Raw genomic sequence first — 26,611 nt, 5'->3', positions numbered from 1 at the left:
TCATGCCGCAGTGACTTGGCATGCCGGTCATATCTTTGCCGGCGGAGGTTTTATGGATTCTCGTTTCGCCCAATCAACTGGTCTCCACCGGGAGCTCATCAAGCGGTTTTGCGATACCCAACAGGTAGAGATGAAGCGCCTGGCCGGGGGGGTCGCCACCCTCTTTGCCGATGGAGGACAACTGTTGACGGTCGGAATTGGCATGTTCCATCCGGTGGCTCAACTGGTCGCTACGGCTTTTGCCTATCGTCTTGATTTTGATCGGCCGGCCCTGCCGGCCATCTGTCTGGGAAGTGATAGCGCATTGGCGGCGGCAATGGCTTCAAGTGGCGATTACGAACAGTTGTTTATTCGCCACTATCGTGCGCTGGGCGGCGAAAAACAGCTGCTGCTGCTCTTTGGTAGCGGGGCTCTCAGTCCGGCCCTGGAGCGGTTGCGTGATGAGATGCTCGAGAATGATCAGGCGGTTGCCTTATTGTCCGGTGCCGGCATGAAGGATCCCCTCTATCGTGATGATCTCGAATGGTGCCTGGATCTGGCAACCGGTAGTCGGGCACGACAAATTGAATTAATGCAATTTGCCGGTCATTTACTGTGCGAGTTGGTGGAAGCGGAGCTTTTTCAATGTTGAGTTGGTTGCCCGGCATGACTGCCGTACTTTCCTTTTATCGACTGTTGTCATGTGTGCAGAAAGGAAACCTATGGAACCTGTGAAGCTGCTTTTTGCACTAACAACAGTCAGTTACCTGGTAGCCGGGGTGCTCTACCTGACGGCCATGATCGGCAAACGTGAAGGAGCCGGGCAGCTGGGGCGCTGGGTGTTACTGGTGGGGATTGTTATTCATGCCGGTGTTTTTGCCGTGCGCCATACCATGGTTCTAGGCACGCCGGTTACCAGCCTGCACGAATCCCTGTCCTTTTTTGCCTGGTGTCTGGTGCTGTTGTTCCTGCTGCTGGATCTGCGTTTCCGTCTGTCGGTGATGGGAGCTTTTGCCGCTCCGGTTGCCACTGGTCTGATGATGTTCAGTGCGTTCAGTCCGGATGTGGTGGTGCCTCTCAATCCAGTGCTGCGCAGCTGGCTCTTTCCCTTGCACATCAGCTTTGCCTTTTTAGGAAATGCCGCGTTTGCCCTGTCGTTCGGTGCCGGGGTCATGTATCTGATTCAGGATCGAATGCTTAAAAGCAAACGGTTTAATCGCTTATACCGGATGCTGCCATCCATCGATGTCCTGGACCGGGTCAATTACACCTGTCTGAGTGTCGGTTTTCCGTTTATGACCCTGGGGATTATCAGCGGCGCGGCCTGGGCCAACCTGGCCTGGGGCAGCTACTGGAGCTGGGACCCGAAGGAGACCTGGGCGCTGATTACCTGGCTGCTCTATGCCGCCCTGCTGCATGGCCGTCTGACGGTCGGCTGGCGGGGGCGCCGCGCCGCATTTTTCTCTACTGTTGCCTTTATGTTTCTGCTTTTCAGCTTCCTCGGGGTGAGTCTGCTGTTTGACGGCTATCACACCTTTGAAGTTTTTTCCATGCCATGACTCATTACCGCGGATTGTTGTTATGAATATTGTTGTCGTTGGACTCAGTCATAAAACGGCTCCGGTTGAAATTCGCGAAAAAATAGCGTTTGAGGCGGATACCCTTGCCGGTCGCCTTGCCCAGGTTCTCGCTCTGCCGAGCATATCTGAAGCGATGATCGTTTCGACCTGTAACCGGGTTGAACTCTATGCAGCTTCCATGCGCCCGGAACAGGCCTGTGCCGAGTTGCAGCGTTTTATCGGCGAGTGTCACGGCGTGAGCGCAGACGAGCTCAATGCGCATCTGTATTCCTACACCTGTCAGGACGCCGTGCGCCATGTTTTCCGGGTGACCGCCAGCCTGGATTCCATGGTGGTTGGCGAACCGCAGATCTTAGGTCAGATTAAAACTGCCTATGGCCATGCCTGTGATTGCAAGAGTGCCGGTCTGGTCCTTAATCGCTTTATGCACAAGGCGTTTTCCGTGGCCAAGCGGGTACGCACTGAAACCGCCATTGCCAGTAACGCCGTGTCCGTTTCTTATGCTGCAGTGGAGCTGGCGCGTAAAATTTTTGACTCCCTTGAAAACAAAACGGTCATGCTGGTCGGTGCCGGCGAGATGTGTGAATTGGCGGCCAAACATTTTGTCCGTTACGGGGTATCAAAGGTGTTGGTGACCAACCGGACTTTCAGCCGCGCCGAAAGCCTGGCCGAAAGCTTTGACGGGGTTGCCGTTAATTTTGCCAACTTCCGGGAGCAGCTTCACCGGGTTGATATCCTGTTGTCATCGACGGGATCTCCTGATTATGTCATCAGCGCTGCGGATCTCAAGGCCGCCTGTAAAATACGGCGCTATCAGCCGATGTTTCTGATTGATATTGCCGTTCCGCGTGACATTGATCCGGCGGCCGGCAAGATTGACAGTGTCTATCTGTATGATGTCGACGATCTGCAGGGTGTGGTACAATCCAATCTCAAGGAACGTGAAAAGGAGGCGGTCAAGGCGGACCAGATTGTTACTCAGGAGGTCGGCCGCTTCCATGACTGGCTGTCCAACCTCACGGTCAGGCCAACCATTGTCGCCTTGCGCAAACAACTCGAAGAGGTGCGCCGGAAAGAGCTGCAGCGTACCCTGTCCAGCCTCGGCAACCTGGATGAGCATGAGCGCAAGATGCTTGATGCCATGACCAGCGCCATCGTCAATAAAATTCTCCATCATCCCACCCGTCTGCTCAAACAACGTGATTGTGACGATGATAAACTGCGTTATCTCGATGCGGTGCAGATGTTATTTGATCTTTCTGTTCAACCCCCATCTGACGATCTGCCTGAATTGCCGGAAGAATAGTCATAAGAGAAGGAGACAGCATGTCCAACCGCACATTACGTATTGGTACCCGCGCCAGCGCCCTGGCTTTATGGCAGGCTAACTGGGTCAAGGCTGAGCTTGAACAGCGCTATCCTGATCTGGCGGTCACCCTGACTAAAATCAAGACCCAAGGTGATAAAATCCTCGATGTTCCCCTCGCCAAGGTCGGTGGTAAGGGGTTGTTCGTCAAGGAAATCCAGGAAGCGATGCTGCGTAACGAAATTGATATCGCGGTTCACTCGATGAAGGATGTGCCTACCGTGTTTCCCCAAGGGACCGGGCTGCGCTGTATTACCAAGCGTGAGGATCCGCGTGACATTCTGGTGTTGCCGGCGGGGCGGCGTTCGCTGGCGGACCTCCCGCAGGGTGGGCGCATCGGCACCTCGTCCTTGCGACGCAAGGCGCAATTGCTGCACCTGCGCCCGGATCTGCAGATGATTGACGTGCGGGGCAATGTCGAAACACGGATCCGCAAGCTGATCGATGATCATCTCGATGCGGTTGTCCTCGCCGCCGCCGGTATGAAGCGTCTTGGCTTTGCCGAGCAGATCGGCTGTTACCTCGAACCCGATGTCTGTCTGCCGGCGATCGGACAGGGTGCTTTAGGGCTTGAGAGTCGACTTGACGATGATCGCACCAATGAGTTGATCGACTTTTTCAATCACACCGAAACCGCCTGCGCCGTGATTGGTGAGCGGGCGGTCCTGGCAACCCTTGAAGGGGGCTGTCAGGTGCCGATTGCCGCTTTTGGTACAGTCAACCAAGGGCAGCTCACCTTGACCGCCCTGGTGGCTGATGTGGAGGGAAAAACCCTGCTCAAGCGCTCCACCCTGGTGCCGACCGATCAGGCTCATGCTGCCGGCGTCGCCCTGGCGAAAGAATTGCTGGCAGAGGGCGCTGCGGCGATCCTCAACGAAGTCTATGGGTGTCGCACCTTTCCCGAAGCAGAACACTAAGATGACTGGAGAGTCCCCACTGCCACTGGGTGGTCGGCGGTTTCTGGTGACGCGCCCGGCTGACCAGGCCGCCCCCTTTGTTGCCCAGATCAATGCCCTGGGCGGTGAAGCCATCTGCCTCCCGACCATTGAGATTGTCCCACCCGCCAGCTATAAGGAGCTGGATCTGGCAGTGGGTGATCTGGATACCTACCAGATGGTCATTTTAACGTCGGTCAATGCGGTGCAGGCACTGTTTGCGCGGATGCTGGAGAATAATCAGTACTTCGGTCTGTTGCGCCAGTTGGAACTGGTTGTCGTTGGGCCAAAAACTGCTGAAGCGCTGGCGCAATACAAGCTGCGACCAACCCTCATGCCGGTGGATCATCGTGCTGAAGGGATGGTGAAGGAATTGCTGGCCCGCGAGGTTACGGGGAAAAGGATTTTGTATCCCCGTGCTGCTGCTGCGCGTCCGCTGCTGGCCGCAGAGTTGCGCGCTGCCGGTGCCACGGTGATCGACCCCATCGCCTACCAGACCGTGATTCCCCAGGAAAATACGGAAAAAATTCGTTCCCTGCTAGCTGCCGGCGAGCTGGACGCGATCTGCTTCAGTTCGTCATCAACTTTTCGTCACCTGCACCAGATGCTTGGCGCAGATCTGGCTCATCTTAAGGGCACAAGTAAATTTTTCTCCATTGGCCCGCAAACGTCACAGACCATTCGAGAGGGAGGCTTTGAGGTTGATCTTGAGCCCGAGACCTGGACGATGGATGCTTTGCTGCAGGCGATGGTAAATTATTACCGCTAACATCTGAACTTCAAGACAGCAACAGGAGTGACCTATGAATTTCCCTGATTACCGTCCTCGTCGCTTGCGCCGCAACGCCACGCTACGGCGCATGGTACGTGAAACCCATCTGCGCGTTGACGATCTGATCTACCCTATGTTCAGTGCTTTTGGCACCAACATCAAAAAAGAGATCAGCTCCATGCCCGGCATCTATCAGCAGTCCATCGAGCATATTGTCGCTGAAGCCAAAGAAGTGCGTGATCTGGGAATTCCGGCGGTTATTTTATTCGGTATTCCGGAAGCCAAGGATGCCGTCGGGAGCGACGCCTACAGTGACAGCGGGATTATTCAAAACACCATCCGTGCGATTAAGGCCGAGATCCCGGGACTATTGGTGATCACCGATGTCTGCCTGTGTGAATACACCGATCATGGCCATTGCGGGGTGATCAAGGACGGGGATGTCGATAACGATGCGACCCTTGAGCTGCTCGCTAAGGAGGCGTTGAGCCATGTTCAGGCCGGGGCTGATATTGTTGCCCCGTCTGACATGATGGATGGGCGGATAGCGGCAATCCGCATGATTCTCGATGAAAATGGCTTTGATCCTGTCCCGATAATGAGCTACGCGGTCAAATATGCCAGCAGCTACTACGGACCCTTCCGTGAAGCGGCGGAAAGTACCCCCGGTTTTGGCGATCGCCGCAGTTACCAGATGGATCCCGCCAATCGCCTGGAAGCCTTGCGCGAGGCGGCTCAGGATGTGGCCGAAGCAGCAGACTTTCTCATGGTCAAGCCGGCCCTGGCCTATCTGGATCTGCTGCGCGAGCTGAAAGACAACTTCGATCTGCCACTGGTCGCTTATAATGTGTCCGGCGAGTACAGCATGGTCAAGGCCGCAGCAGAAAAAGGCTGGATCGATGGGGATGGAGTGATGATGGAAACCCTGCTGGGAATGAAACGCGCCGGCGCCGACCTGATTATCACCTACCACGCCAAGGAAGCGGCACGGTTGCTGGCCAGGTAATAAATCTACAGGATGAAAATATCAGTCAGCGGGCTATCGTTAAACGGTGGCCCGTTGTCCTTTTTGCAAACTGGCCGCTTGGCTTCGGCAAGAGAAGAATCATCTATGGAAGAATATCTTATCGATCAACTCCCCAACGGTATTCGCCTGGTCACGGTTCCCATGCCGCACCAGCACGCGGTGGAGCTGGTCTGTTATCTGGCCGTCGGTGGTCGTTGTGAGCCGTTGGCCCAGGCGGGGATTTCCCACTTTCTCGAACATATGGTGTTTCGCGGCACCGCCGAATTTGCCAACAGCACCGAACTGGAACGCGCTTTTGAGGAGATTGGCGGGGCGGTAAATGCCTCAACCGATGTTGAAACCACCTGTTTCCATTCGCGCGTTCATCCTGATTATATTGAGCGCGGGGTTGAACTCTTTGCTTCCATGCTGCGACGCCCTTGTTTTAACCAGATCGATACGGAGCGGAAGATTATTCTGGAAGAAGCGCGGGAGGATTTTAACGAGTGCGGCGAACAGGTTAATCTCGATAATCTGATGGTCGACTTACTCTGGCCGGATCATCCGTTGGGCGCATCACTGATCGGATCCCCCGAGACGCTGAACGCTATCGGTCGCCCGCAGCTTGAGGCCTATTATCATGACTGGTATCATCCCGGCAATCTGGTGATCTGTGCCTGCGGCGCAGTCGACCCTGCCGTCTTGCGCCGGGCTACTGAACGGGAATTCGGCGACTGGCAGCCGCGTGAACCGCGCACTCCGGTGCCATTGGAGGAGTCGCGGCAGTGGGTACCACGCAGCCGCTGGGTCCAGGACTCTGACTCCCAGGTCAGTTTTCAGCTGGCGTTTCGTTTGCCTGGACGTAACGATGAACGCACCATGGCGATCCGTTTGCTGCGGCGGATCCTCGGCTGGGGTGCAGGTGCGCGCCTGCCGTTGCGCTTACGCGAAGAACTCGGCCTGACCTACTCGGTGGAGGTCAGCTGTTTACTGCTGGACGATACCGGTTACCTGGCAATTGATACGGCGGTTGCTCCTGACAATCTGGTTGCCGCTGTTACGGAGGTTCTGGCAATCTTAAAACGCTTGCGCGATGAACCGCTTGGCGCCGCTGAACTGGCGGCGGCGGTTAAAACCTATCTGTTTGATCTTGATTTCTCCCGCGACCAGAGTGAATCGCTGGCAGTACGTTATGGCTGGGGGCTGCAGGCCGGCTATCTGCGCACCCTGGAACAGGATCGGCAGGAACTGTTGAGCCTGAGCGCAGAAAATATCCGGCAGGTGGTTCAACAACTGGTGACGCCGTCTACCATCAATCTGGCCGTTGTTGGTCCCTGGTCCGAGCAGGATCGCCGTCAGGTTGAGCGACTGCTTCATGCCGGTTTGTAACTTACCAGCGCAGCTTGACGGTTTTGTAAAAAAAGTTTTTAAAGCGGAAAAAGCGCTTCTTTTCATTTTCGTCCGTTGATGACGGGTCACAGGCCTCCAGCAGCCGGGCCAGTTTAGGCATGTTGGTCGCCCCTTCGGTGCGCGCCTTTTCCACCACTTTGAGCACCAGATCCCGGGTAATCTCCTGGCGCGCATAGGGTTCGTAGAGAGCCGACCAGAAGGTCTCCTCCTGCTGGATAACCCTCTGCAAAATCTCCTCGGCCAGTTGATCGTTCAGCACTTTGTTCTGGTCGCTACGGTCCGCCCGGCTAAAGGCCTGCGGTTGCAGGGCATTAGTGATTTCCTCGACATCGATCACATCTCCCCGGCGCAACAGCATGCCGCGCAACAGGATACTGCGCAGTTCACGGATATTGCCGGTGTAGTGATGGCGACGCAACAGGTTTTTGGCCTTCTGGCTGAGTGCCGGCTGGGCGTTTTTTTCGTCCTGCTTGTGGTAGGCCTGAAACAGGCGACCAAGCAGGTGAATGGCCAGGTCAGGGATATCTTCACGGCGCTGGTTGAGGGAGGGGACCTCGATGATCAATTCGGAGAGACGGTGATAAAGGTCTTCGCGAAACGTTCCGTCAGCGATCAGCTGGCGCAGATCACGGTTGGTACCGGCAACCAGCAGTACCTGGGAGTGACGGGTGATGTTTTCCCCGAGACGGATAAATTCGCCATTGTCAAGAAACCGTAACAGCTGTACCTGAGTCTTGGGGTCTGCATCACCAATTTCATCAAGGAACACGACTCCGCCATGGGCTTCCTCAAGAATGCCGCGGCGATCATTATGGGCCCCGGTAAAGGCGCCACGCTTGTGGCCGAACAGCTCGGAGTAGGTCAGATCGCCACTGTAGGCGGCAATGTTGGTTTTTTTTAGCGGCAGACTGCTGCGACCGGGCAGCAGCTGGCGAAAAATACGGTTAAGTTCCGTGTAGAAGTTGTTGAACAGAAACTCCTTGCCGGCACCGGTTTCGCCGGTAATCAGGATAGAGGGAAGGCCGAGAAACTCGCCCTGATCAGGCACCCCTTGCTTGTGCCACTGAGTGATGCGTTCGCATAGGGGAGGACTGATGCGCTGGATGGTGGTGATGATTTCCTGGGCTTTGCTGGAATTGCCGATAATATTGCCAAGCCGATAAGAGGTGATTTTCGGGTCTTTGTAGCCGACATCCTGGCGCAGGCGGTCGATTTCGCTGGTGAGTTGATCGATTTTCTGCAGAATTGACAGATGGTGGCCGATCATCCGCGCAATAATCTGCAGGATGCGCTGATGCTCATCGGTGAAGTAGTGAGGTCGCAGGCTGTCGAGACAAACAACTGCCAGAACGTCATCTTCGTAAACTACCGGTACCGCAATTTCGCTACGAATCGCCTCGGTGACCGGGCGGTAAAACTTTTCTTCATTACTGCCTTCATGACAGTCATCAAGAATCTGCGGGCGGCGGGTGGCGGCGGCGAGGCCGGTCAGACTGCGTTGATCGGGGGGAAGTTCATTGCCACCAATGAGGATCGGTGGAATATATTTTTTCAGCCATTCCTTGTTTTTGGCTCCGATCAGATTCCCCTGGTCATCTTCCACCAATAGCCAACGTTCCCCCTGGGACTCGCGCACCAGAGCAAGACTACCGGTGTCGGCACCGATCAGCTGGGTTGCCTTGGAGAGCACCCGGTGTAAAAAGGGGCGCAGCCCATCGCCTGACTGTTGCAGCAGATCGCCGATTTCGGACAGGATCTGGATCTCCAGGTGTTCATCGCCGATTTCCTGCACGACCCGCTGTGCCATTTCTGCATGAGCATCGAGCAGGTCACGCTCAAAGGAACTGAAGTGGTAGCGATCCTTGGTGTAGTAATTGACCAGGCAGATGACACGACGATTGTGTCTGTCATAGCGGGGAACAATGTAGAGGGATTTCAGGCCCAGGTTTTCGGTCAGATAGCGTTTTTGCAGGGTTTCAACGGCCAGATCTTCGATATACAGGGGGGCCAGCAGGCTATCGTCGACAATAACCCCGGCGCGATCGATAAAGCGGGATATCAGGGACTCTCCGGGAGCCAGGTTGATCAGTTTTTCTTCTTCGTAAAGTCGCCGGGCTTCGCGTTCTTTGGAGTAGGAGGCGAGAATTTCCAGGGTGCGTTCACCGTCGATGCCGGAGGGAACCGGGATCAGCACCGAGGCCAGCGCCACGCGATCAATCAGCTGGGCCGCCGATTTCACCATGAACAGGGCTGCTTCACGCTTTTTAGCTTCATCGACGCGCCGGGCAAGGAGCAATTGCTGGTGGTACTTGCGGGCGCGGTTCAGGCTTGGCGCTGCCCCGCTCAGCAGTTTGCGTAATTGCCGCAACACCAGCTCTGATGGGAGTTGCTCAGCGCCACTGCGGTCAAGACTGATCACCCCGATAGCGCGACCAAGGTGAAGGATCGGCAGCAGATAAAAGGACTGGGCAAAGGGCTCATCTGTGGTGACTGCGGTCCTTGAATGACGTGACAGGCTCGCAACCGCCATTTCCTGCTTTTGCTGATAAACCTGCGGGATCGGAAAGAAGCTGTCATTAATCGGGAAGTTGGGCTCGCTGATCCCCTGCAGGTCATCACTCTCTGCCGCAGCGCAGCTTAAAGACCCCACGGTCAGATCTTCAAGGTAGATGCGACAATGTCCACCACCACTTATCAGCTGCACTCCCTGGCTGATACGGCGTAAAATTTCGACCAGGTTCTCTTTGCCGAATTCGTCAAGAGTTTTAATGATCTGGTCGATCTGTTTTTGTGCCGGTATGTTCATGTAAGTACTCCGAATGAGTTGTTTGTTGCTTAGTCTGCAGGGTAGAGGGAATGCTCATCGCTGTCAAAAAAATAGTACCAGCGGCAGGCTGATCCTGGGATCATCATTGCGATGTTTTTTAATCTTTAAGAATTAGATTTTTATTAAGCCAATATAAAATAGGCTTTGGTTTTGATAGCTTGCTTGCAATTGATGAGGGAAATATGAGTTTGTGAGGTTTTTATTATGAAAATTTTGAACCTGTTTCTCTATCTAAATGCCTGAATGTTAAGCATATTTCTTTTTTTTGTCCTTGCTAATCTAGCATAGCTGATGAATAATGGCTGCATGTTTCATCAATAAGCAAGGGATGTATTTATGGGGGTCATTTCAATCAATAAAAAAGAGCCTCTCCCGGAGCCGCCTGCCAAAACCTATGGGGCAAAGGGATCTTCTTTGCTTTCCATGCCCGATGTCCTTGCCGATCTCCTGTCCGCCTGCCTTCAAGGTGCCAGTCCCCAGTTAGTTGTAGAGATTATATTACAGGATGCCCCCTTCGCTGCTCACTTGATTGACGTTGCTGCAAAGGGTAGTCACCATAAACTGGATGCTACCGAACCGGTTACCGCTGCGGTGAATTCTTTAGGGTACCCGATGATTGTCAGCCTGGTTCTTCAGTCCGCCCGGCACGTACTGGAGCACAAGCTGTCGGCAACTGAAATATCCTATTTAAGGACACTGTGGCGGACATCGCGTTTTGCCGGTCAGGCGGCCCGCTGTATTGCTCCTTCGGTTAACTACCCCTACATCGAAGAGGCACAACTCGGTGGACTGTTGCAGACCCTTGGCCTTTATCAGTTGCTAGCGCAGCACGGTGATCTTTTTCTGGATAAGGAACCCGTCTCCTGGAGTTGCGAAAAGCAAGCAGGACTGGAGCCGCAGCACGTTCAGACCGACCATCTCACGTTGGCGGCTGACAAGATTGACAGCTGGGGACTTGACTCCTTTCTGGCTGATGCCATCCGTTTCCTGATGGTGGACAGCGGTCAACTGCAAACGGCCAATCCACTCTTTCGGATCGCCAGGCTGGCCCAGCTTTTTGCCGGCAGCGATGGTGAATTGAATCCTGAAGCGGGGCGCCTGGGCGAGTTGTTTTTTAATCTGCGTCCCACAGAAACAGATTATCTGTTTGAGTGGGTGACCAGTCTTTCTGCCCCTTCCTTCGAGGCCAAGGATAACGATGCAGCATCCGTGGAGTCCTTCAATAAGGCCTGTCGACGGTTAACCCGGCAGATTTTTCTGGTTGCCAGCCAGGAGGCGGCCCGAGCCCGCTTGACCAGCGGCACTACGCCGGAAGAGATTGCCGAGATTGCCAGGAGTCTTTATCTGGAGAACAGTCAGGCTAAGAAGGTTCATTTTTTTCTGCTTGATCAGCGGCGTCAGGAGTTGATCGGGATTTCTTCAAAAGACGGCTCGCGCTTGTCACGTGAGCTGAAAATTCCATTGATCAGTGAGGCGAGCCTGGCGGCCCGGGCTCTGTCCGGCGGGGGTGCTGTCAGCAGTTTTGCTCCAGATCAAGCCTTGACCGTGACCGACCATCTGCTGCTGCGCCTGGGCGGTGGCCAGGGCTTCGTGTGTTACCCTTTACGTTCCAATGATCATCCTCTGGCGGTGGTAGTTTTTGGTTTCGATAACGCTTACCAGGCTGACGGACTTGAGTCCCCGGCAATAACTGTTTTGCACCCTATCGTCAGTGCGGCGCTGGCCCAGGTATCGATGGCAGAATTTAATCGCATTGGAGATGGTGCCTTGCTGCTGCGTCGGGTTAATCACGAAATCAGCAGTCCTCTGACCATTATCGGCAATTATGCCGAGGTGTTGAAACACAATCTGTCAGGGAGATCCGGCCGGGAACTGGCTGAAGCCATTAAGCAGGAATCACAACGGGTCGATGAAATCGTTCATTACTATCTTAATCAGCAGGATACCTACGAATTTCCTGACCAGGAGATTGATATCAACCAATTGGTGCAGGAAACCGTTGATACCTTGCGTGAGGCTGAATTAACACCCCGCAACATAGAGGTGATCCAACAGTTCCAGCAGGATCTTCCACTGCTGTCGAGCATGGCTATCCTGATTCGACAGATCCTGGTCAATCTGATTAAGAATGCAGCAGAAGCTCTCGATCATGGCGGCCAAATTACCCTGGCGACCCGTGAAGGGTTTTGTTCTGAGCGTGGGCGTTATGTCGAAATACATATTGCCGACAATGGTCCTGGAATACCGGCTGCCATCAGGGATCGATTGTTCCGACCGGTTGTCAGCACCAAAGGTGGAGGGCATGCCGGGTCGGGCTTAAGTATTGTCAAGGGGATGGTGGAAGATCTCGGGGGACGGATCAGCTGTCACAGTGGCCCGGACCAGGGCACCAGTTTTTATCTGCAACTGCCGGTCGTGGATGATTTCAGCTTGTTTGCCTGAATAGGGGGGAATCATGTCTCAGGAACATACCACCAAACTAGAAAACCCGTCAGCGGGAATTCTGATCGTCGGTGAGCAGTTGCCCTTGCTTTACAGTCTGCAGGCGCTGCTGCGCATCAACGGGTATCGTACCGACCTGTCAACCTCCTGTGAAGAGGCAGTGAAAAAACTCAAACAAGGGCGCTACGCTCTATTATTACTCGATTTACAGATTTCCGGTCGTGACAGTTGCCACCTGATCGAAGCGGTTCGGAACTCCTGCCTTGATGTTGAAACCATTGTCCTGGTTTCCGATAGTTCCGTTGTCTCCATTAAAGATGCTTTGCGCCTGGGCGCTTATGATTTTGTCCGCAAGCCCTATCGTCCGGAAGATCTGTTGGTCAGTGTCAGTCGGGGCGTTGAGCGGCAGCAGACCCGGTTACAGTTGCGCCGTACCGAATTGGCGCTGGAAGAATCGGAACGGATGCATCGTTTTATTGTTAATAATTCCCCTGACTTTATTTATATGCTTGACGCCAACGGGGTGTTTACCTTTGTCAATGATATGATCGAGGGACTGTTGGGGTACAAGCGGCATGAGATTATCGGGCGTCATTTTTCCTTTCTTATCCATCCTAATAATGCCGATATTGCGCACCGGTTCTTCAGTGAACAACGTACCGGGGAGCGGGCGACCCGCAGTACGGAGATTCGCTTGCAGGCAAGTCGGAACAGTCAGCAGGGACAAGGCGGAGCAGAGCTTCTGGTAGAGTTGAATGCCATGGGGGTCTATGCCCAGAACAACGCTGGTCATAAGGAATTCGTTGGAACTCTCGGTAGCGCCCGCGATATTACCGAAAGAAAACGCTCAGAAGAACGGATCAGCTATCAGGCCTACCATGACCTGTTGACCCGTTTGCCGAACCGTCTTCTTTTTGCTGATCGTATGACCCAGGCCCTGGCCCACGCGACGCGCAGCAACACCAGAATTGCGGTGATTTTTATCGATCTGGACTTTTTTAAAGAGATCAATGACAGCTATGGCCATATTGTTGGTGACCGGATTTTACAACAGGTGGCAGGGTCCATCGTTCAATGTGTCCGTGCCGAAGATACGGTCAGTCGCTTTGGTGGCGATGAATTTTCACTGCTGCTGGTGAATATTACATCGCTGGAGGATGCGACCATTGTTGCAGATAAAATCCTCGCAGCGGTTCGCATGCCCCTGACGGTTGATGGTCATGAAGTACGTTTGAGCGCCAGCATGGGAATTGCTCTTTATCCGGAAGGGGGGGATAGCATAGAGGCCTTGCTCCATAGTGCTGATATCGCCATGTATCATGCCAAGGATACAGGCAAGGATGGCTATTGTGTCTATGAGCGGCAGATGGGGAACATCCTGGGAGGCGTGAACTTGGAGAAAGAATTAAGCACTGCCCTGGAACGCAACCAGCTGCAGGTATTTTTCCAGCCCAAGGTGGATCCGACCAGCAGTCATATTGTCGGTATGGAGGCATTGCTGCGTTGGCAGCATCCGTATCGTGGTTTGCTGTGCCCGGGTGATTTTATCCATGTTGCTGAAAAAAACCGCCAGATCATCCCGATCGGAGACTGGGTGCTGCAACAGGTATGTGAGGAGATGTTGCGCTGGCGACGGCAGGGGTTGCCGCCGATCAGGGTGGCTCTTAACCTGTCGGTCCTCCAGTTGCAGCAGGAGGACTACACGGATAAGTTTACCGCCACTATCAAAGCGGCAGGGCTTGATGCCGAGCTGTTCGAAGTCCAGATTACCGAGCAGGGGATGCTGGATGGTTCCAGTGGGGTAGCGGGAGTGTTGCGGGGGTTGAGTCGCATGGGTGTCTCTGTTGCCATAGATAATTTTGGTTGCGGCCATTCCTCGCTCAATTATCTGCGTGATTATCCGGTCAATACCCTGATGATCGATCGTTCCTTTGTGCGCGACATTACGCAGGATGTGGGGCGGGCGCGAATCGCCGATGGTATCGCCATGATGGCGCGCGGGCTTAATTTAACCCTGATGGCCAAGGGCGTTGAAAACCTCATCCAGCTGGAGCACTTGCGCCACCTGGGTTGCCATGCAGTGCAGGGTTATCTGTACGGTGAAGCCGTTTCTGCTGATGCCGCCTTTGCCCTGTTGTGCACTCATCCGAACCTGGCTCCGGGAATAAGTCTGGCCAAACACTGAGCGCGGCGCAACAGGTGTCCATCCAACACCACCTAATAGCTTATGGATGGACACACTCCGGTTATACAATGGGTCAGTGCCCCTTCCCGAATGACAACTAGTCCGGTGTCGCCAGCCCCAGCAATTCAGTAATGTGAAGCACCGGTTGCGGCATCTGGGCTTGCTGTAATCCCCAGGCGAGCTGCAGGTGACAGCCGGGATTGCCGGTTACCAGGACCTCGGCGCCGGTTTTTCTGACGTTCTCCAGTTTGCGATCGAGAATCTTCTGGCTCTCATCAGTAAACTTGAGGCTGAAGGTAGCTGCTGAACCACAGCACCAGGAGGCCTCTTTCATCTCTCGGAAATCGACTCCTGGAATAGCTTGAATCAATGCCCGCGGCTGTTTGCTGATTCCTTGAGCATGACACAAGTGACAAGGCTCATGATAGGTAACGCTCTTGTCAACCGGTTTAAGCCCCTCGGTCCGTATCCCCTGTTCACATAAGAATTCACTGATATCCTTGATCTTCTGACGGAAGAGGTGGAGACGATCGTGGTCTTCACGCTCGGCCAGAATCTCTTCGTATTCCTTCAGTGCTGCCCCACAGCCGGCACAATCAGTCACGATGGCATCGACCTCCAGATCAAGAAACAGATCCAGGTTAAAGGCGGCAATCTCACGGGTTGTTTCCCGATCACCTTCGGTCAGATGCGGGGCGCCGCAGCATTTTTGTTCTTTGGGGGTGATCACATCAAACCCCTGATGATTGAGCACCTTGACCGTCTGGCGTGAAACTTCCGGATAGAGCAGGGTCATCACGCAGCCGAGAAAAAAGGCGACGGTGCCTCGCTTCTCTCCTTTGGCCGGGCTGAGATCCGGCAACTGGGGCCTTAGCGGGGCGTGAAGCTCCGGCAGCATGCCCTCGGCCTTGTCGATCCAGACCGGCCCCAGCTTGAGGATCTTGCTGTTGCGCACCAGCCACTGAATACCGAGTTTCTGGTAGAGGCGGGCCGGCAGCATCGAAGTTTCCATCAGGCCAGGATTCGGCACCATTTTTTTCAATACCAGGTTGCGTAAGGTTCCCTGCCATTTCGGTGCCTTTAGTTGCTGATGGACCTGGGCACGGCAGACTTCCATCACCTCCCCGGCTTTAACCCCGGATGGACAGGCGGTGGTGCAGGCGCGGCAGTCGAGACAGAAAAAAGCCTCATCCTTCATCGCCTGATTAAAATCGAGCTTCCCCTCGGCCACCGCTCGGGCCAGTGCAACACGGCCGCGGGGACTCGAACGTTCACGTCCGGTCAAGGCAAAGGTCGGGCAGGTGGGCAGGCAGAATCCACAGCGCATACATTGCAGTACATCTTCGTAGTCAGGGGCATCCTTGGAGGTGAAGTTACCCAGTGGCTGCTGATCGCTCATGCGTTACTCCTGTTCGCTAATGAAAATTTTGCCGGGATTCATGATCCCCTGCGGATCGAAGGCCGATTTGATCCGGCGCATGACGGCCACTCCGCCGGGGCCGATCTGTTTGGCGAGGTACCCTTTTTTAGCAATGCCGATGCCGTGTTCACCCGAGACGGTGCCACCCCAGGCCAGGACCTGCTCGTAGAGTTCATCATAGAAAGCATGGGCGCGTTTCATTTCGTCTTCATTGCGCTCGTCACAAAGTACGGTCGGATGCAGGTTGCCGTCGCCGGCATGACCGAAGGTGCCGACCGTGAGCTGGTATTTTTCGGTCAGTTGCTCAATCAGGGTAAAGGTGTCCGCCAGTTTCGAACGCGGTACCGTGGCATCTTCCAGCAGGGTGGTGGGTGATACGCGGGCCAGAGCCGACAGGGCAGTACGGCGGGCCTCAGCCAGTTTCATGGCATCCTGCGCATCTTTGGCCTGATGCACTTCCGCCGCTTTGACCTCTTCGAGAATCGCTTTTAATGCATCAGCTTCTTCGGCAACTACCGCAGGATGACCATCAACTTCAATCAACAGCAGGGCCGCCATCTGCCGTGGCAGGCCGATACCGACATAATCCTCAACGCAATTGATGGTGGCCTTGTCCATGATCTCCATGGTGGAGGGGATGATTTTGGCGGCGATGATCTTTGAAACAGCTTCGCCGGCGGTACGGATATTATCGAAGTAGGCTAGAAAGGTCTGTTTGGTCTGCGGTGGTGGGATGAGCTTGACGGTGATCTGGGTGATGATGCCCAGGGTGCCTTCCGACCCAACCAGCAGATCCTTGAAGGCGTACCCGGCCACATCCTTGACGCTTTTGCCGCCGGTGGAAATCAGGCTGCCGTCGGCAAGAACACAGGTCAGAGCCATGACATAATCGCGGGTCACACCATATTTCAGACCGCGCAGACCACCGGCATCTTCCATGACATTGCCGGCCAGGGTAGAAATTTTCTGCGAGCCGGGATCGGGCGGATAAAACAGCCCTTTTTCTGCCACCGCATTGAACAGATCAAGGGTCACAACCCCCGGTTCGCAGGTGGCGGTGAGGTTTTCCTCGTCAATCTCCAGAATCCGGTTCATCTTGTTCAGGCAGATGACGATGCCGCCATGCACCGGGATGCTCCCCCCGGAGAGGCCGGTTGCGCTGCCACGCGGTGTCAACGGCAGGTTGTGGTCGCGGGCTACGTCGACAATCTTGACGACGTCCTCGGTGCTGGTCGGATAGACAACCACATCCGGCAGGCTATGGAGTCCCGGAGTTGAATCGTAGCCAAGAACGAGCAGATCCTCCTTGGCGGTTACCAGTTTTTCTTTTCCAAGAGCCTGTTCAAGTTGTTGCATAGCGCTTTGATTGATCATTGGTCCCTCGTCTTGTCTGATGGGTGGAAGAACAAACCGGTTGCTGTGGCTTTTTTGTTTTTATTGTTAATGTCCACCGATGGGTGGTAAGATGGTTAGATGGTAATACCATACAATAGTGTGCATGCTGGTATATTGTCAAGCGGGTTTAAATAGCCAGGTTCTCTGATAGCGGGTGCTGTCCGTGGGGATATCAGAAAACCATAGCGGTTTCATCAGGCCCTTTAACGCTTAGTGTTGTGTGGTAACGGTACATTCTTGTAAGCAGGTCGCATCGGTGGCTTTAGGATGGAAATAATTATGGAAATAATGGCAGATAAGTTATAACATAGAAATGGTCATACCAGTCTCGTGGTTTAGCTCTTGCTGTTTCATTTATGTTGGGTACAGTTGGCGGATTGATCGATCTGCAGGGAGATAGTGCTATGGTAGGAAAAGACCAGGTTAAAAGGTTCACAGAAAGTGCCGAGCGGGTCGGTGCAACAGTTGCGCACTATGGGACGTTGGAGGATGCAGCTGACTTTATTGCGCGCACTGCGGTCGGTAAAACCCTGGTCCCCCAAACGGCACTGACGGACAAGTTCCAGTTGTGGTCGTTACTTGAAGCGGCTGGCGTGGAAGTTCATGCGGGCAGCTTTCGAGACGCTGGTCAACTGCCTGGTGCCGGTGTTACCTTCTGCAATTTTGCCATGGCCGACACCGGTACGGTTGTCCTCGACAGCACCAGTGAAGATATCCGTCTGGCAACCACCATCCCCGAAGTTCATTTTGTCCTTCTCGATCCGACTAAAATTCTCCCCGATAATCTGGCTGCCGTAGACCCTATGAACAGGCTGTATGAAGGTTCTGAACCACGTTTTGTCGCGTACATTACCGGTCCAAGTCGTACCGCAGATATAGAACGGGTGCTGACCATCGGCTGCCATGGGCCCCGTCAACTCCATATTTTGCTTGTCCCTGACGTATCTGATGATCTGCTGGAGATATAGGCGACAGATAACCATCGGGTGCGATAAATCGCGCCCCCACAAGAGTGATATTGGTGCCACCGAGACGGACGAAGGGGGTGGGGGCAATTTATTGCTCCCGACGTTGTTGATGTGATACAGCAAGAGATCTGACTGATCTGACTACGATCGCTGAGGAGAAAAACATGGCCGCTACCGCCGATTTTAAAAAAAGCGTTGAGAATGCCCTGGCTAAGCCAAAGCTCAGCGAGGCGTTACACCTGTTTGGTGATGCCTATCTGATTGCCCGGGAAAATGCCTTTCGTGGGCTCGACTTTGATCAGCTGCGAACCGAGCTGGCGGCGATTAAAGATGATGTCAGGGAGCGGCGCAAGGAGTTGCTTGCCCAATTTATCGCTAACGCTGAAGCGGCGGGCTCTAAAGTCTTCGTCGCCAAAGACACCCGCGAGGCCAATGACTATGTGGTGAATCTGGCCAAACAGAAGAACGCCGGATTGATAGCAAAATCCAAGTCGATGGTATCGGAGGAAGCGCATCTTAACAAAGCATTGGCAGCCGCCGGGGTGCGTGCCGCTGAAACTGATCTGGGTGAGTGGATTGTTCAACTTGCCGGTCAGCGCCCCTCCCACCTGGTGATGCCCGCCATTCATATGTTCAAGGAGGAGGTCGCCGAGCTGTTCAGTAAAGAAATTGGCGAACCCCTCGAAGCAGATATCAGAACCCTGGTTAATGCCGCTCGAAAGCAGCTGCGCAAAGACTATTTTGCTGCTGATATTGGTCTGACCGGAGCCAACTTTCTGGTGGCTGAAACCGGCGGCATCGGCCTGGTCACCAACGAAGGCAATGCGCGCCTGTGTGCCACCCTGCCGAAGGTTCATGTGGTATTTGCCGGTATCCACAAACTCGTCCGTAATATTGAGGATGCCGTCAAGATCACCCGACTGCTGCCGCGTAATGCTACCGGTCAGTTGTTGACATCCTATGTGACCTGGATTCGTGGCGCGGTGCCGACTCCCGGCAATGATAAAGAACAACACATTGTGCTGATCGATGGCGGCCGTGAGGCACTCTACGAATCACCAGTGTGTCGTGATGCCCTGCGCTGTATCCAGTGTGGTGCCTGTGCCAATGTCTGCCCGGTGTATCAGACCGTCGGTGGTCATGTTTTCGGCAGCATCTATATTTCTGCCATCGGGATCATCCTCACCGCTTTTTATGAAGGGTTGGATAAGGCCAAAGAGATCACCCGCGCCTGTATCGGCTGCCGCTCCTGTACCGCCGTCTGCCCGGCCAATATTGACCTGGAAGAGATTATTCTTCATCTGCGTCAGCAGGTGACCAACGAATACGGCATGGGGCTGGTGAAAAACATCACCTTCAAGGCGGTGATGCGCAATCGCGCCCTGTTCCATAATATGGTCAAGGCCGCATCCAAATTACAGAAACCGGTGACCCAGCAAAAAGAAGGGCAGCCTGCCACCCGGGTGATCCGCCATTTGCCGATGCATTTTATGGACAAGGATCTGACCCAGTGGCGCGATCTGCCGGCGGTGGCACCCAGGTCGTTCCGCGATCTTTTTGCCGACATTGATCAGAAGATTGATCAGCCGCGCTATCGGGTCGGCTTTTTTGTCGGGTGCGGGGCCGATTTTGTCTATCCCGAGGTCGGTGTTAGTCTGGTCAAGGTTCTCAACCATCTGGGCGTCGAGGTGGTTTTTCCGAACGCCCAGAACTGCTGTGGTATCCCAGCGCTTTACGCCGGGGATACGGAAACCGGGGTTGAGCTGGCTAAGCAGAACGTCAAAGCTTTTTATGAGGCTGATGTCGACTACGTCTTGTGTGTCTGCCCGACCTGCACCATGGGGGTGAAACGCGATTTCGTTGAGCGGCTGGTCGATGACCCGATCTGGTCGCAGCGTGCTGTCAGTTTGTCGGAAAAAACCATGGATGCCGCTGCCTTTCTGGAGAATGTCCTCAAGGCTTCCGATCTGCTCACGGCAACATCGGCTGCCCGCGTTACCTATCACGACTCATGCCATTTAAAGCGAGGTAACGATGTCTGGCAGGAACCGCGCACCCTGTTGCAGGCGAGCGGCTACCAGCTTGAGGAGATGAAAAACAGCGATCGCTGCTGTGGCTTCGGTGGAACCTATTCGTTTTTGAGCCACCCGCAGATCTCCCGCCAGATTGCCGGCGATAAGGTTGAGAGTATCATGGCCACCGGGGTTAAAACCGTTGCCATGGACTGTCCCGGTTGTATGATTATGGTTGGTGGAAGTATGGGCAAGGCCGATTCGACAGTACGTTGTGCCCACACCATGGAGCTGTTGGCTGAGGCCATAACAGGGCGGCAGTAGCAGTCGGTTTCCAGCCTGTTCAGGGCCATTGGAGAACACGTGATGGAGAATGCAATATGAGCGGACGTCTACCCGTTGTTGACAATTTATGTCGTAATCCGGAAAATCACCAGCACCATATCTGTGAAATGAAGGCTGCCGGGCGTTACGATGAGATTGAGCGCCTGGCGGTGGAGCCGCGTTTTGTCTGTGGTAATTGTGGCAGCAAGGCCAACGAAGCAGGGGCCCTTTGTGCCCCAGGGCCCTGGCACGAGTAACCAGCTCAAGGTAGAAAAAAGGAAAACAATTAACCCGGTCAAGAATTTTATTGACAGCAGCGGGGTGGTTACTATATTAAATGGTCTTACCAGCTCATTATTGGTTCAGATGGTGTCCGGCCTCTGCCGGTTAAAAATAAAAACCAAAAAAATTCGTTTGTTGCCGTGAGACTCTCTCTCCCACGTGCTTGGTCCCGTCAGGATCTCCTCCCTGACGGGGCATTTTTTTGATGGCGTCGCAAAAACTCGCTAACTGCTGCGTTGCTGCAATTGTCTCGCTGCTTCGACGTACATAAGTACGTCTCATTGCTCAACATTTGCGCGCCTTGCATTTAGCGTTTTTTGCTTAGCCATCACCATGAAGGGTTTTTGCGATGGCTTTGTCGCTTGCTTTGTATATGGCGGTCAGAAGTTTTTCATGTAGGTGTTGATTTCCCAATCGGTAACGGCGGTCCGCCAGTCGTCCCATTCTTTTTCTTTTCCTGCGATATATTTAGTGTAAATATGATCACCCAGGGCCTCTTTTGATAGGGGGTTGCTCTTGAGTGCTTCTATCGCTTCATGCAGGTTGGCGGGCAGACAGATCACCCCGGCAGCATCCATCTCCGGTTGGGTCATGTGGTAGATATCGACATTGACCGGCTCCGGTGCCGCAAGCTTGTTGACAACTCCATCCAGCCCGGATTTGAGCATCATTGCCAGGGCCAGATAGGGGTTGCAGGACGGATCGGGGCTGCGTACTTCGGTCCGGGTACTTAAACCGCGGGATGAGGGGATGCGCACCAGGGCCGAGCGGTTGGAGCCGGACCAGGCGACATAAACCGGGGCTTCATAGCCGGGAACCAGACGTTTGTAGGAATTGACCAACGGGTTGGTGACGGCGGTAAAGCTGCGTGCATGCTTTAAGATACCGGCGATGTAGTGGTAGGCCGTGGTGCTGAGTTTTAAGGGGCCGTTTTCGTCAAAAAAAGCGTTGGTGCCATCCAGGTTGAACAGTGACTGGTTGGTATGCATCCCCGAGCCGTTGATGCCGTAGACCGGTTTGGGCATGAAGGTCGCGTGAAAGCCATGCTGGGCAGCGATTGAGCGCACTACCCATTTGAAGGTGAGGGTGTTATCGGCGGCGGTCAGGGCATCGGAATATTTGAAGTTGATTTCATGTTGTCCCTCAGCGACTTCGTGATGAGAGGCTTCAACCTCAAACCCCATGGCTTCGAGGGTGTCGATAATTTCACGGCGACAATTGATGCCGGTATCATCGGGATCGACATCAAAGTAGCCCGCCACATCATTGGTGCGGGTTGAGAGAATCCTGTTTTCGTCCTTTTGAAACAGAAAAAACTCACACTCAGTGCCGACATTCATGGTGTAGCCGAGATCTTTGGCTTCAGCCAGAACCCTCTTCAAGTTAACCCGCGGGCAGCCGATAAAAGGGGTCCCATCCGCCTTGTAGACATCGCAGATAATCCGAGCGGCATTAACGCCGTCCTTGTTGCGCCACGGCAGGACAACAAAGGTGTTATAGTCGGGTTTCAGATACATGTCCGACTCATTGATCCGGACAAAACCGTCAATCGATGACCCATCGAACATCATCATTCCATCCAGGGCCTTGTTGATCTGGCTGATCGGTAAAGAGACGTTCTTCATGAAGCCGAAGATGTCGACAAATTGCAGACGAAAAAAATTGACATTGTGTTCCTTGATGGCTTCCATGATCTCACTACGGGTCATAAGCACTCTCCTGCGTGGTTTGGGTGGCTGAAAAATGAATGGAGGTGGGCAGAATGGGTCATGCAGCGCTCATTCTACTTGATTATCTCATTCCGATAAAGGGACTCTTTGTTGGCTTTCAAGCAGTAGCTATGGGCTTGGACTGGATCTCTGAGATGCATTACTTCTAACAGTTCAAGCCTCCCTCAACTTGTTTACCAACCGATTTCACGTCCGTCTGCTCATCAATAACGATACTGATATCCTGTTCCGCTGCGGTCAGCGGTTCTGCGCTGGTGAGCTGACATGCCAGCACCTTTTCATCTGCGTCAGACAGGCTGCCTCCCTGCTTTAGGCGTTGTTTAATCCGCCTGCGTAACACTCCTTCGTGCAACTGAAAATCAAGAATGTTAAGAGGATATTGCCGGCTGGTCGCGAGTTGTGCGATCTGCCGACGATCAGCGTGTCTGATAAAGGTCGCGTCAACGATAACACTGAACCCGCTATCAATAATGATGGTAGCCAGTTGGTTGAGGTGGTCGTAGGTTTTATTATTTGCTGTTGTGCTGTAGATTCCTTTTCCTCTCCCCGAGTTACCGGACTGGGTCGCCTCAAGGTGATAAAGACGCTTGCGTTCCAGATCCGAATGGATGCAGATGGCTCCGATATGGGGGGCCAGTTCATTGACGAAAGTTGTTTTCCCGGACCCTGATAGTCCGTGGGTGATGATCAGCCGGGGTGTTGTTGGTTGGGTATAGTTTTCTGCAAGAGTCAGATAGTTATCAAGCTGCTCAAGGTCGGTGCGGCGTTCCCGGTCTGACATATTTGGTTGACCTAAACGCAAACCAAGGACCTTGGCTCTGACCATGGCGCGATAAGTCTGATAAAAGTGTAACACTTTCAGGCCGGCATAGTCACCAGTGTGGCGCAGGTAGGTATTGAGGAAGGCCCAGGCATACAGATGTTGACCCCGAGCATCAAGGTCCATCACCAGAAAAGCGATGTCGTTGATGGTGTCGATCCAGCGCAAGTTCTCGTTAAATTCAATGCAGTCAAACAGCAGCGGTCGGCCCTGAAACCAGGCCATATTAGCCAGGTGCATATCACCATGGCATTCGCGAATAAAACCCTCTTCACGGCGTCTGAGCAGGACAGGCTGATGCGTTACGAAGGTTGATTCGCTCCACTCTTCAATGGTGCTGATTGATTGAAGCGATACATTGTCTGGCCGTGACGATTTGATCTGCGCGAAATTCTGGCGCACCGGCTCGATGATGCTCTCCGGAGTTCCGAAGCGTTTATGCCGATCAGCCTGAGGGGCCAGCGAGTGAACGTGAGCAATTTTTTCAGCAAACCCGATGAATACGGCAACATCCAACGTTCCTGCCGCCAGCATCCGGTCGAGCTGGTTTTCCTGAGGGAAACGGCGCATTTTGACCAGATAGGCCAGTGCCGGTTCCCGGTTCAGCCGCGGTTGGTTGATGGAGCCACCGACCGGAATAACTGCTAGATACAGTTCCGGGGCAACGCGACGATTGAGGCGCAGTTCTTCAGTACAGAAAAAGTGGCGCTTGGCAGGGCTGGAGAAGTCGAGAAAGCCAAAATTGACCGGCTTCTTCATTTTGTAGGCGTAATCACCACTTAAAAAAATCCATGAGGCGTGGGTTTCGATCAGCTCGGCGGCAGGGTTCGAAGACCCGAAGAAGCAAGGTTTAAGCATGTGCTTGACAAGTTGACGGTGCTTCTCCATGACGATGCCTTAGGGGCGATTTGTCAATGGTGAAAAAAAGGTTTTCGTAACGTGAAGTCTAGCCGATGGGGAAGGTTTGGCAAGGATTTTTCTACCCGCCGTGTGGCTGGGTAACCAAAGTAAAAAAAGAACAGTTTGCGACCGGCACACTTTAAGGGTTGGAATCAGAATCAGAGGGCACAAAATCAATTGTGCCCTCTGATTGGAGTGTTAACAGTGTTGTAGCTCGACAGTGATGAGCTGTCCGGCTGAATTACAGTCCCATCAGGGGATCGGTCAGACCAAACACATAGATGGCCACAAGGCCCAGAATTCCAGTAGCAAGTACATAGAAGACCGTTGGAATAATTGTCATGCGAATTGTTCTGCCTTCCTGCCCGAGGAGCCCGACGGTTGCCGAGGCAGCAACCACATTATGAATAGCGACCATGTTGCCGGCTGCTGCGCCCATTGCCTGCAGAGCAATCATGACGGCACCGGAAACACTCAGGGCATTAGCCACTTCAAGCTGGAATTGGCTGAGCATCATGTTGCTGACGGTATTCGATCCGGCGATAAACGCCCCCAGGCCACCAACGGTTGGAGCAAGTAACGGGTAGACGGAACCGAAGGTCACAGCAACAAAGTCAGCCATGGCGACCGGCATGGATGCCAGATCGGCACCGTTAACCCCGGAGTTGATCAGAATACGCACCATCGGGATGGTAAAAATCAAAACGAATCCGGCACCAATAAGGGTTTTACCGGCCGAGCTGGCCGCTTCGGTGAATTGAGAGAATTTCATTTTGTGGAGAAACAGGGTCAATATACAGACGAACAGTAAAATTCCACCGGGAAGATAGAGCGGTTGAATGCTGCCGCTGACACCTGTTTCGCCAAGAATATTTGACCAGCCGAATGAGACACTAAGTAATGCTGACTTGAGAGCAGGGAAGACCCGGCTGGCGACGAGAATCAGGGCAACCAGCAGATACGGGGTCCAGGCCATGGCCAGGGAGATTTTGCGCTCATCAAGGCTGGGCTTCTTGGGAACGATGGTACCAAACCAGGCTTTTGGCCATTCTTCTTGTGGCGCAAAGTCCCAAACGGTTTTGGGCGCGAGGAAGCCTTTTTTGGCGGCCGGCACAACAATGGCCATGCCGACCAAGGCACCGACGATAGAAGGAAATTCCGGTCCAAGAAAGATTCCGGTAAGGGCGTAGGGGACAGCAAAGGCCAGGCCGGTAAAGAGGGCGAAAGGCGTCATCTCAAGTCCCTCTTTCCAGCTCTTGTTTTTGCCGAAAAAACGGGTGAGCATCATGACCATCAGCAACGGCATCAGGGTTCCGACGATGGCATGGCCAATGGCTACTTCAGAGGTGATTATCTGCAGAAACACTTCCCAGCTTGATCCGCTGGCGGTGAGCTGATTGCCAATCGCGATATGATCCAGTCCATTGGTGACACCGATGATAATAGGGGTTCCAACGGCGCCGAAAGAAACCGGCGTTGATTGAATCATCATGCCCACCATGATAGCGCCGAGGGCGGGAAAACCGATGGCGACCAGCAATGGCGCGGCGATGGCAGCCGGCGTGCCGAAGCCGGAGGCACCTTCGATAAAACAGCCGAAAAGCCACGCCAGAATAAGAACCTGAATCCGTCGATCTGGACTGATGTTGGTGAACCCCGCCCGGATAGTTGAAATAGCACCGGAATTCTGAAGGGTATTGAGCAGCATGATCGCTCCAAAAATAATCCAGAGTACTGCGGCGGTAACAATGATGCCCTGGAAGGTTGAGGCGAGCACACGGTTCAGGCTCATCTCCCAGAAGAACAGAGCAATGCCTGCTGCTGAAAGATAAACAATGGGCATAGCTCGCCGAGCCGGCCATTGCAGGCCAACCAGCAGCACGGCTGCGATAATAATAGGTGTAGCTGCGAGTAATGCTTGGATCCCTGGTGACATAAAATAACCCCTTGCGAAAAAGATTTATTGTGCTACCTGCGGTCGTATTGTCCTGCGATGGTGCCGACTCTTGCGTTTATTCAGCTAGGTCCATTATGAAAAAAAACACAGTTCCCGAATGGGCACTATGTAAATTAAGGAATTCCGTCAATGGATGGGCGCTGATGATCTGGACTCCTTCTGGACTCCTTGCGCGCCATCAAGGCCGGGTCGAGATTCCTCTATAATAGTGTTCTTACCGGTATAAGATAAAAGCTCTTGGCAAAATATATAAAACACCATGTTTGGCAAAGAGGTATGACCTCTTATATGTCATGATTGT

At 53.7% G+C, this 26,611-nt stretch carries 18 protein-coding genes; 12 read left to right on the top strand and 6 right to left on the bottom strand.

From position 1 onward, the window contains the following. The first annotated feature begins 52 nt into the window (after positions 1-52). The 7 genes from ICT70_RS08570 to ICT70_RS08540 all read left to right on the top strand — a co-directional run bounded on the left by ICT70_RS08570 (position 53) and on the right by ICT70_RS08540 (position 7,027). Positions 53-631: a phosphoheptose isomerase family protein gene (locus ICT70_RS08570; protein ID WP_191155548.1), complete on the top strand. Its 579-nt coding sequence runs from the start codon at positions 53-55 to the stop codon at positions 629-631. 70 nt (positions 632-701) lie between these two features. After that, entirely contained in the window at positions 702-1,538 is an 837-nt protein-coding gene (gene ccsB, locus ICT70_RS08565) for a c-type cytochrome biogenesis protein CcsB (protein ID WP_191155546.1), read from the top strand. A 22-nt stretch (positions 1,539-1,560) separates the two neighbouring features. Beyond that, a complete protein-coding gene (gene hemA, locus ICT70_RS08560; RefSeq protein ID WP_191155544.1) occupies positions 1,561-2,865 on the top strand; it encodes a glutamyl-tRNA reductase in 1,305 nt (434 codons plus the stop codon). A 20-nt stretch (positions 2,866-2,885) separates the two neighbouring features. Then, positions 2,886-3,842 carry a hydroxymethylbilane synthase gene (gene hemC, locus ICT70_RS08555; protein WP_191155542.1) on the top strand — a complete coding sequence of 319 codons (957 nt, stop codon included), beginning with the start codon at positions 2,886-2,888 and terminating at the stop codon, positions 3,840-3,842. Position 3,843: 1 nt separating this feature from the next. Beyond that, entirely contained in the window at positions 3,844-4,629 is a 786-nt protein-coding gene (locus ICT70_RS08550; RefSeq protein ID WP_191155540.1) for a uroporphyrinogen-III synthase, read from the top strand. Positions 4,630-4,663: 34 nt separating this feature from the next. Then, a complete protein-coding gene (gene hemB, locus ICT70_RS08545; RefSeq protein WP_191155538.1) occupies positions 4,664-5,638 on the top strand; it encodes a porphobilinogen synthase in 975 nt (324 codons plus the stop codon). Between the two features lie 105 nt (positions 5,639-5,743). Beyond that, complete coding sequence (locus ICT70_RS08540; RefSeq protein WP_191155536.1) at positions 5,744-7,027, top strand: M16 family metallopeptidase; 1,284 nt, start codon at positions 5,744-5,746, stop codon at positions 7,025-7,027. A 1-nt stretch (position 7,028) separates the two neighbouring features. On the opposite strand, the gene ICT70_RS08535 is transcribed toward ICT70_RS08540, so the two are convergent. Next, complete coding sequence (locus ICT70_RS08535) at positions 7,029-9,854, bottom strand: GPMC system transcriptional regulator (RefSeq protein WP_191155534.1); 2,826 nt, start codon at positions 9,852-9,854, stop codon at positions 7,029-7,031. Between the two features lie 357 nt (positions 9,855-10,211). Between ICT70_RS08535 and ICT70_RS08530 the strand changes: the two genes are divergently transcribed. Next, complete coding sequence (locus tag ICT70_RS08530) at positions 10,212-12,317, top strand: ATP-binding protein (protein ID WP_191155532.1); 2,106 nt, start codon at positions 10,212-10,214, stop codon at positions 12,315-12,317. A 13-nt stretch (positions 12,318-12,330) separates the two neighbouring features. Further along, on the top strand, positions 12,331-14,502 hold the full coding sequence (locus tag ICT70_RS08525) for a GGDEF/EAL domain-containing response regulator (RefSeq protein WP_191155530.1): 2,172 nt from the start codon (positions 12,331-12,333) through the stop codon (positions 14,500-14,502). Between the two features lie 97 nt (positions 14,503-14,599). Here the strand turns inward: ICT70_RS08525 and ICT70_RS08520 are convergent, their stop codons facing one another. Then, the gene (locus ICT70_RS08520) at positions 14,600-15,901 is read right to left on the bottom strand and encodes a (Fe-S)-binding protein (protein WP_191155528.1); all 1,302 of its coding nucleotides are present in this window, start codon (positions 15,899-15,901) and stop codon (positions 14,600-14,602) included. A 3-nt stretch (positions 15,902-15,904) separates the two neighbouring features. After that, positions 15,905-17,296: an FAD-binding oxidoreductase gene (locus tag ICT70_RS08515; protein ID WP_191155526.1), complete on the bottom strand. Its 1,392-nt coding sequence runs from the start codon at positions 17,294-17,296 to the stop codon at positions 15,905-15,907. A 425-nt stretch (positions 17,297-17,721) separates the two neighbouring features. On the opposite strand from ICT70_RS08515, the gene ICT70_RS08510 reads away from it, so the two are divergent. The 3 genes from ICT70_RS08510 to ICT70_RS08500 all read left to right on the top strand — a co-directional run bounded on the left by ICT70_RS08510 (position 17,722) and on the right by ICT70_RS08500 (position 20,878). Then, the gene (locus tag ICT70_RS08510; RefSeq protein ID WP_191155524.1) at positions 17,722-18,285 is read left to right on the top strand and encodes a LutC/YkgG family protein; all 564 of its coding nucleotides are present in this window, start codon (positions 17,722-17,724) and stop codon (positions 18,283-18,285) included. A 164-nt stretch (positions 18,286-18,449) separates the two neighbouring features. Beyond that, positions 18,450-20,621 (top strand): L-lactate dehydrogenase (quinone) large subunit LdhH, encoded by a 2,172-nt coding sequence (gene ldhH / locus ICT70_RS08505; RefSeq protein WP_191155521.1) that lies wholly within the window; start codon positions 18,450-18,452, stop codon positions 20,619-20,621. A gap of 56 nt (positions 20,622-20,677) precedes the next feature. Beyond that, the gene (locus ICT70_RS08500) at positions 20,678-20,878 is read left to right on the top strand and encodes a hypothetical protein (protein WP_191155519.1); all 201 of its coding nucleotides are present in this window, start codon (positions 20,678-20,680) and stop codon (positions 20,876-20,878) included. A gap of 405 nt (positions 20,879-21,283) precedes the next feature. On the opposite strand, the gene glnA is transcribed toward ICT70_RS08500, so the two are convergent. The 3 genes from glnA to ICT70_RS08485 form a co-directional block, all read right to left on the bottom strand. Next, a complete protein-coding gene (glnA, locus tag ICT70_RS08495) occupies positions 21,284-22,612 on the bottom strand; it encodes a type I glutamate--ammonia ligase (protein WP_191155517.1) in 1,329 nt (442 codons plus the stop codon). 166 nt (positions 22,613-22,778) lie between these two features. Further along, a complete protein-coding gene (locus ICT70_RS08490) occupies positions 22,779-24,341 on the bottom strand; it encodes a bifunctional aminoglycoside phosphotransferase/ATP-binding protein (RefSeq protein WP_191155515.1) in 1,563 nt (520 codons plus the stop codon). Positions 24,342-24,594: 253 nt separating this feature from the next. Then, complete coding sequence (locus ICT70_RS08485) at positions 24,595-26,289, bottom strand: L-lactate permease (RefSeq protein WP_191155513.1); 1,695 nt, start codon at positions 26,287-26,289, stop codon at positions 24,595-24,597. Positions 26,290-26,611 lie beyond the last annotated feature (322 nt).

Source organism: Pelovirga terrestris (assembly GCF_014773365.1).
GTDB lineage: Bacteria > Desulfobacterota > Desulfuromonadia > Desulfuromonadales > Geopsychrobacteraceae > Pelovirga > Pelovirga terrestris.
This window is presented reverse-complemented; position numbering and strand designations above follow the sequence as displayed.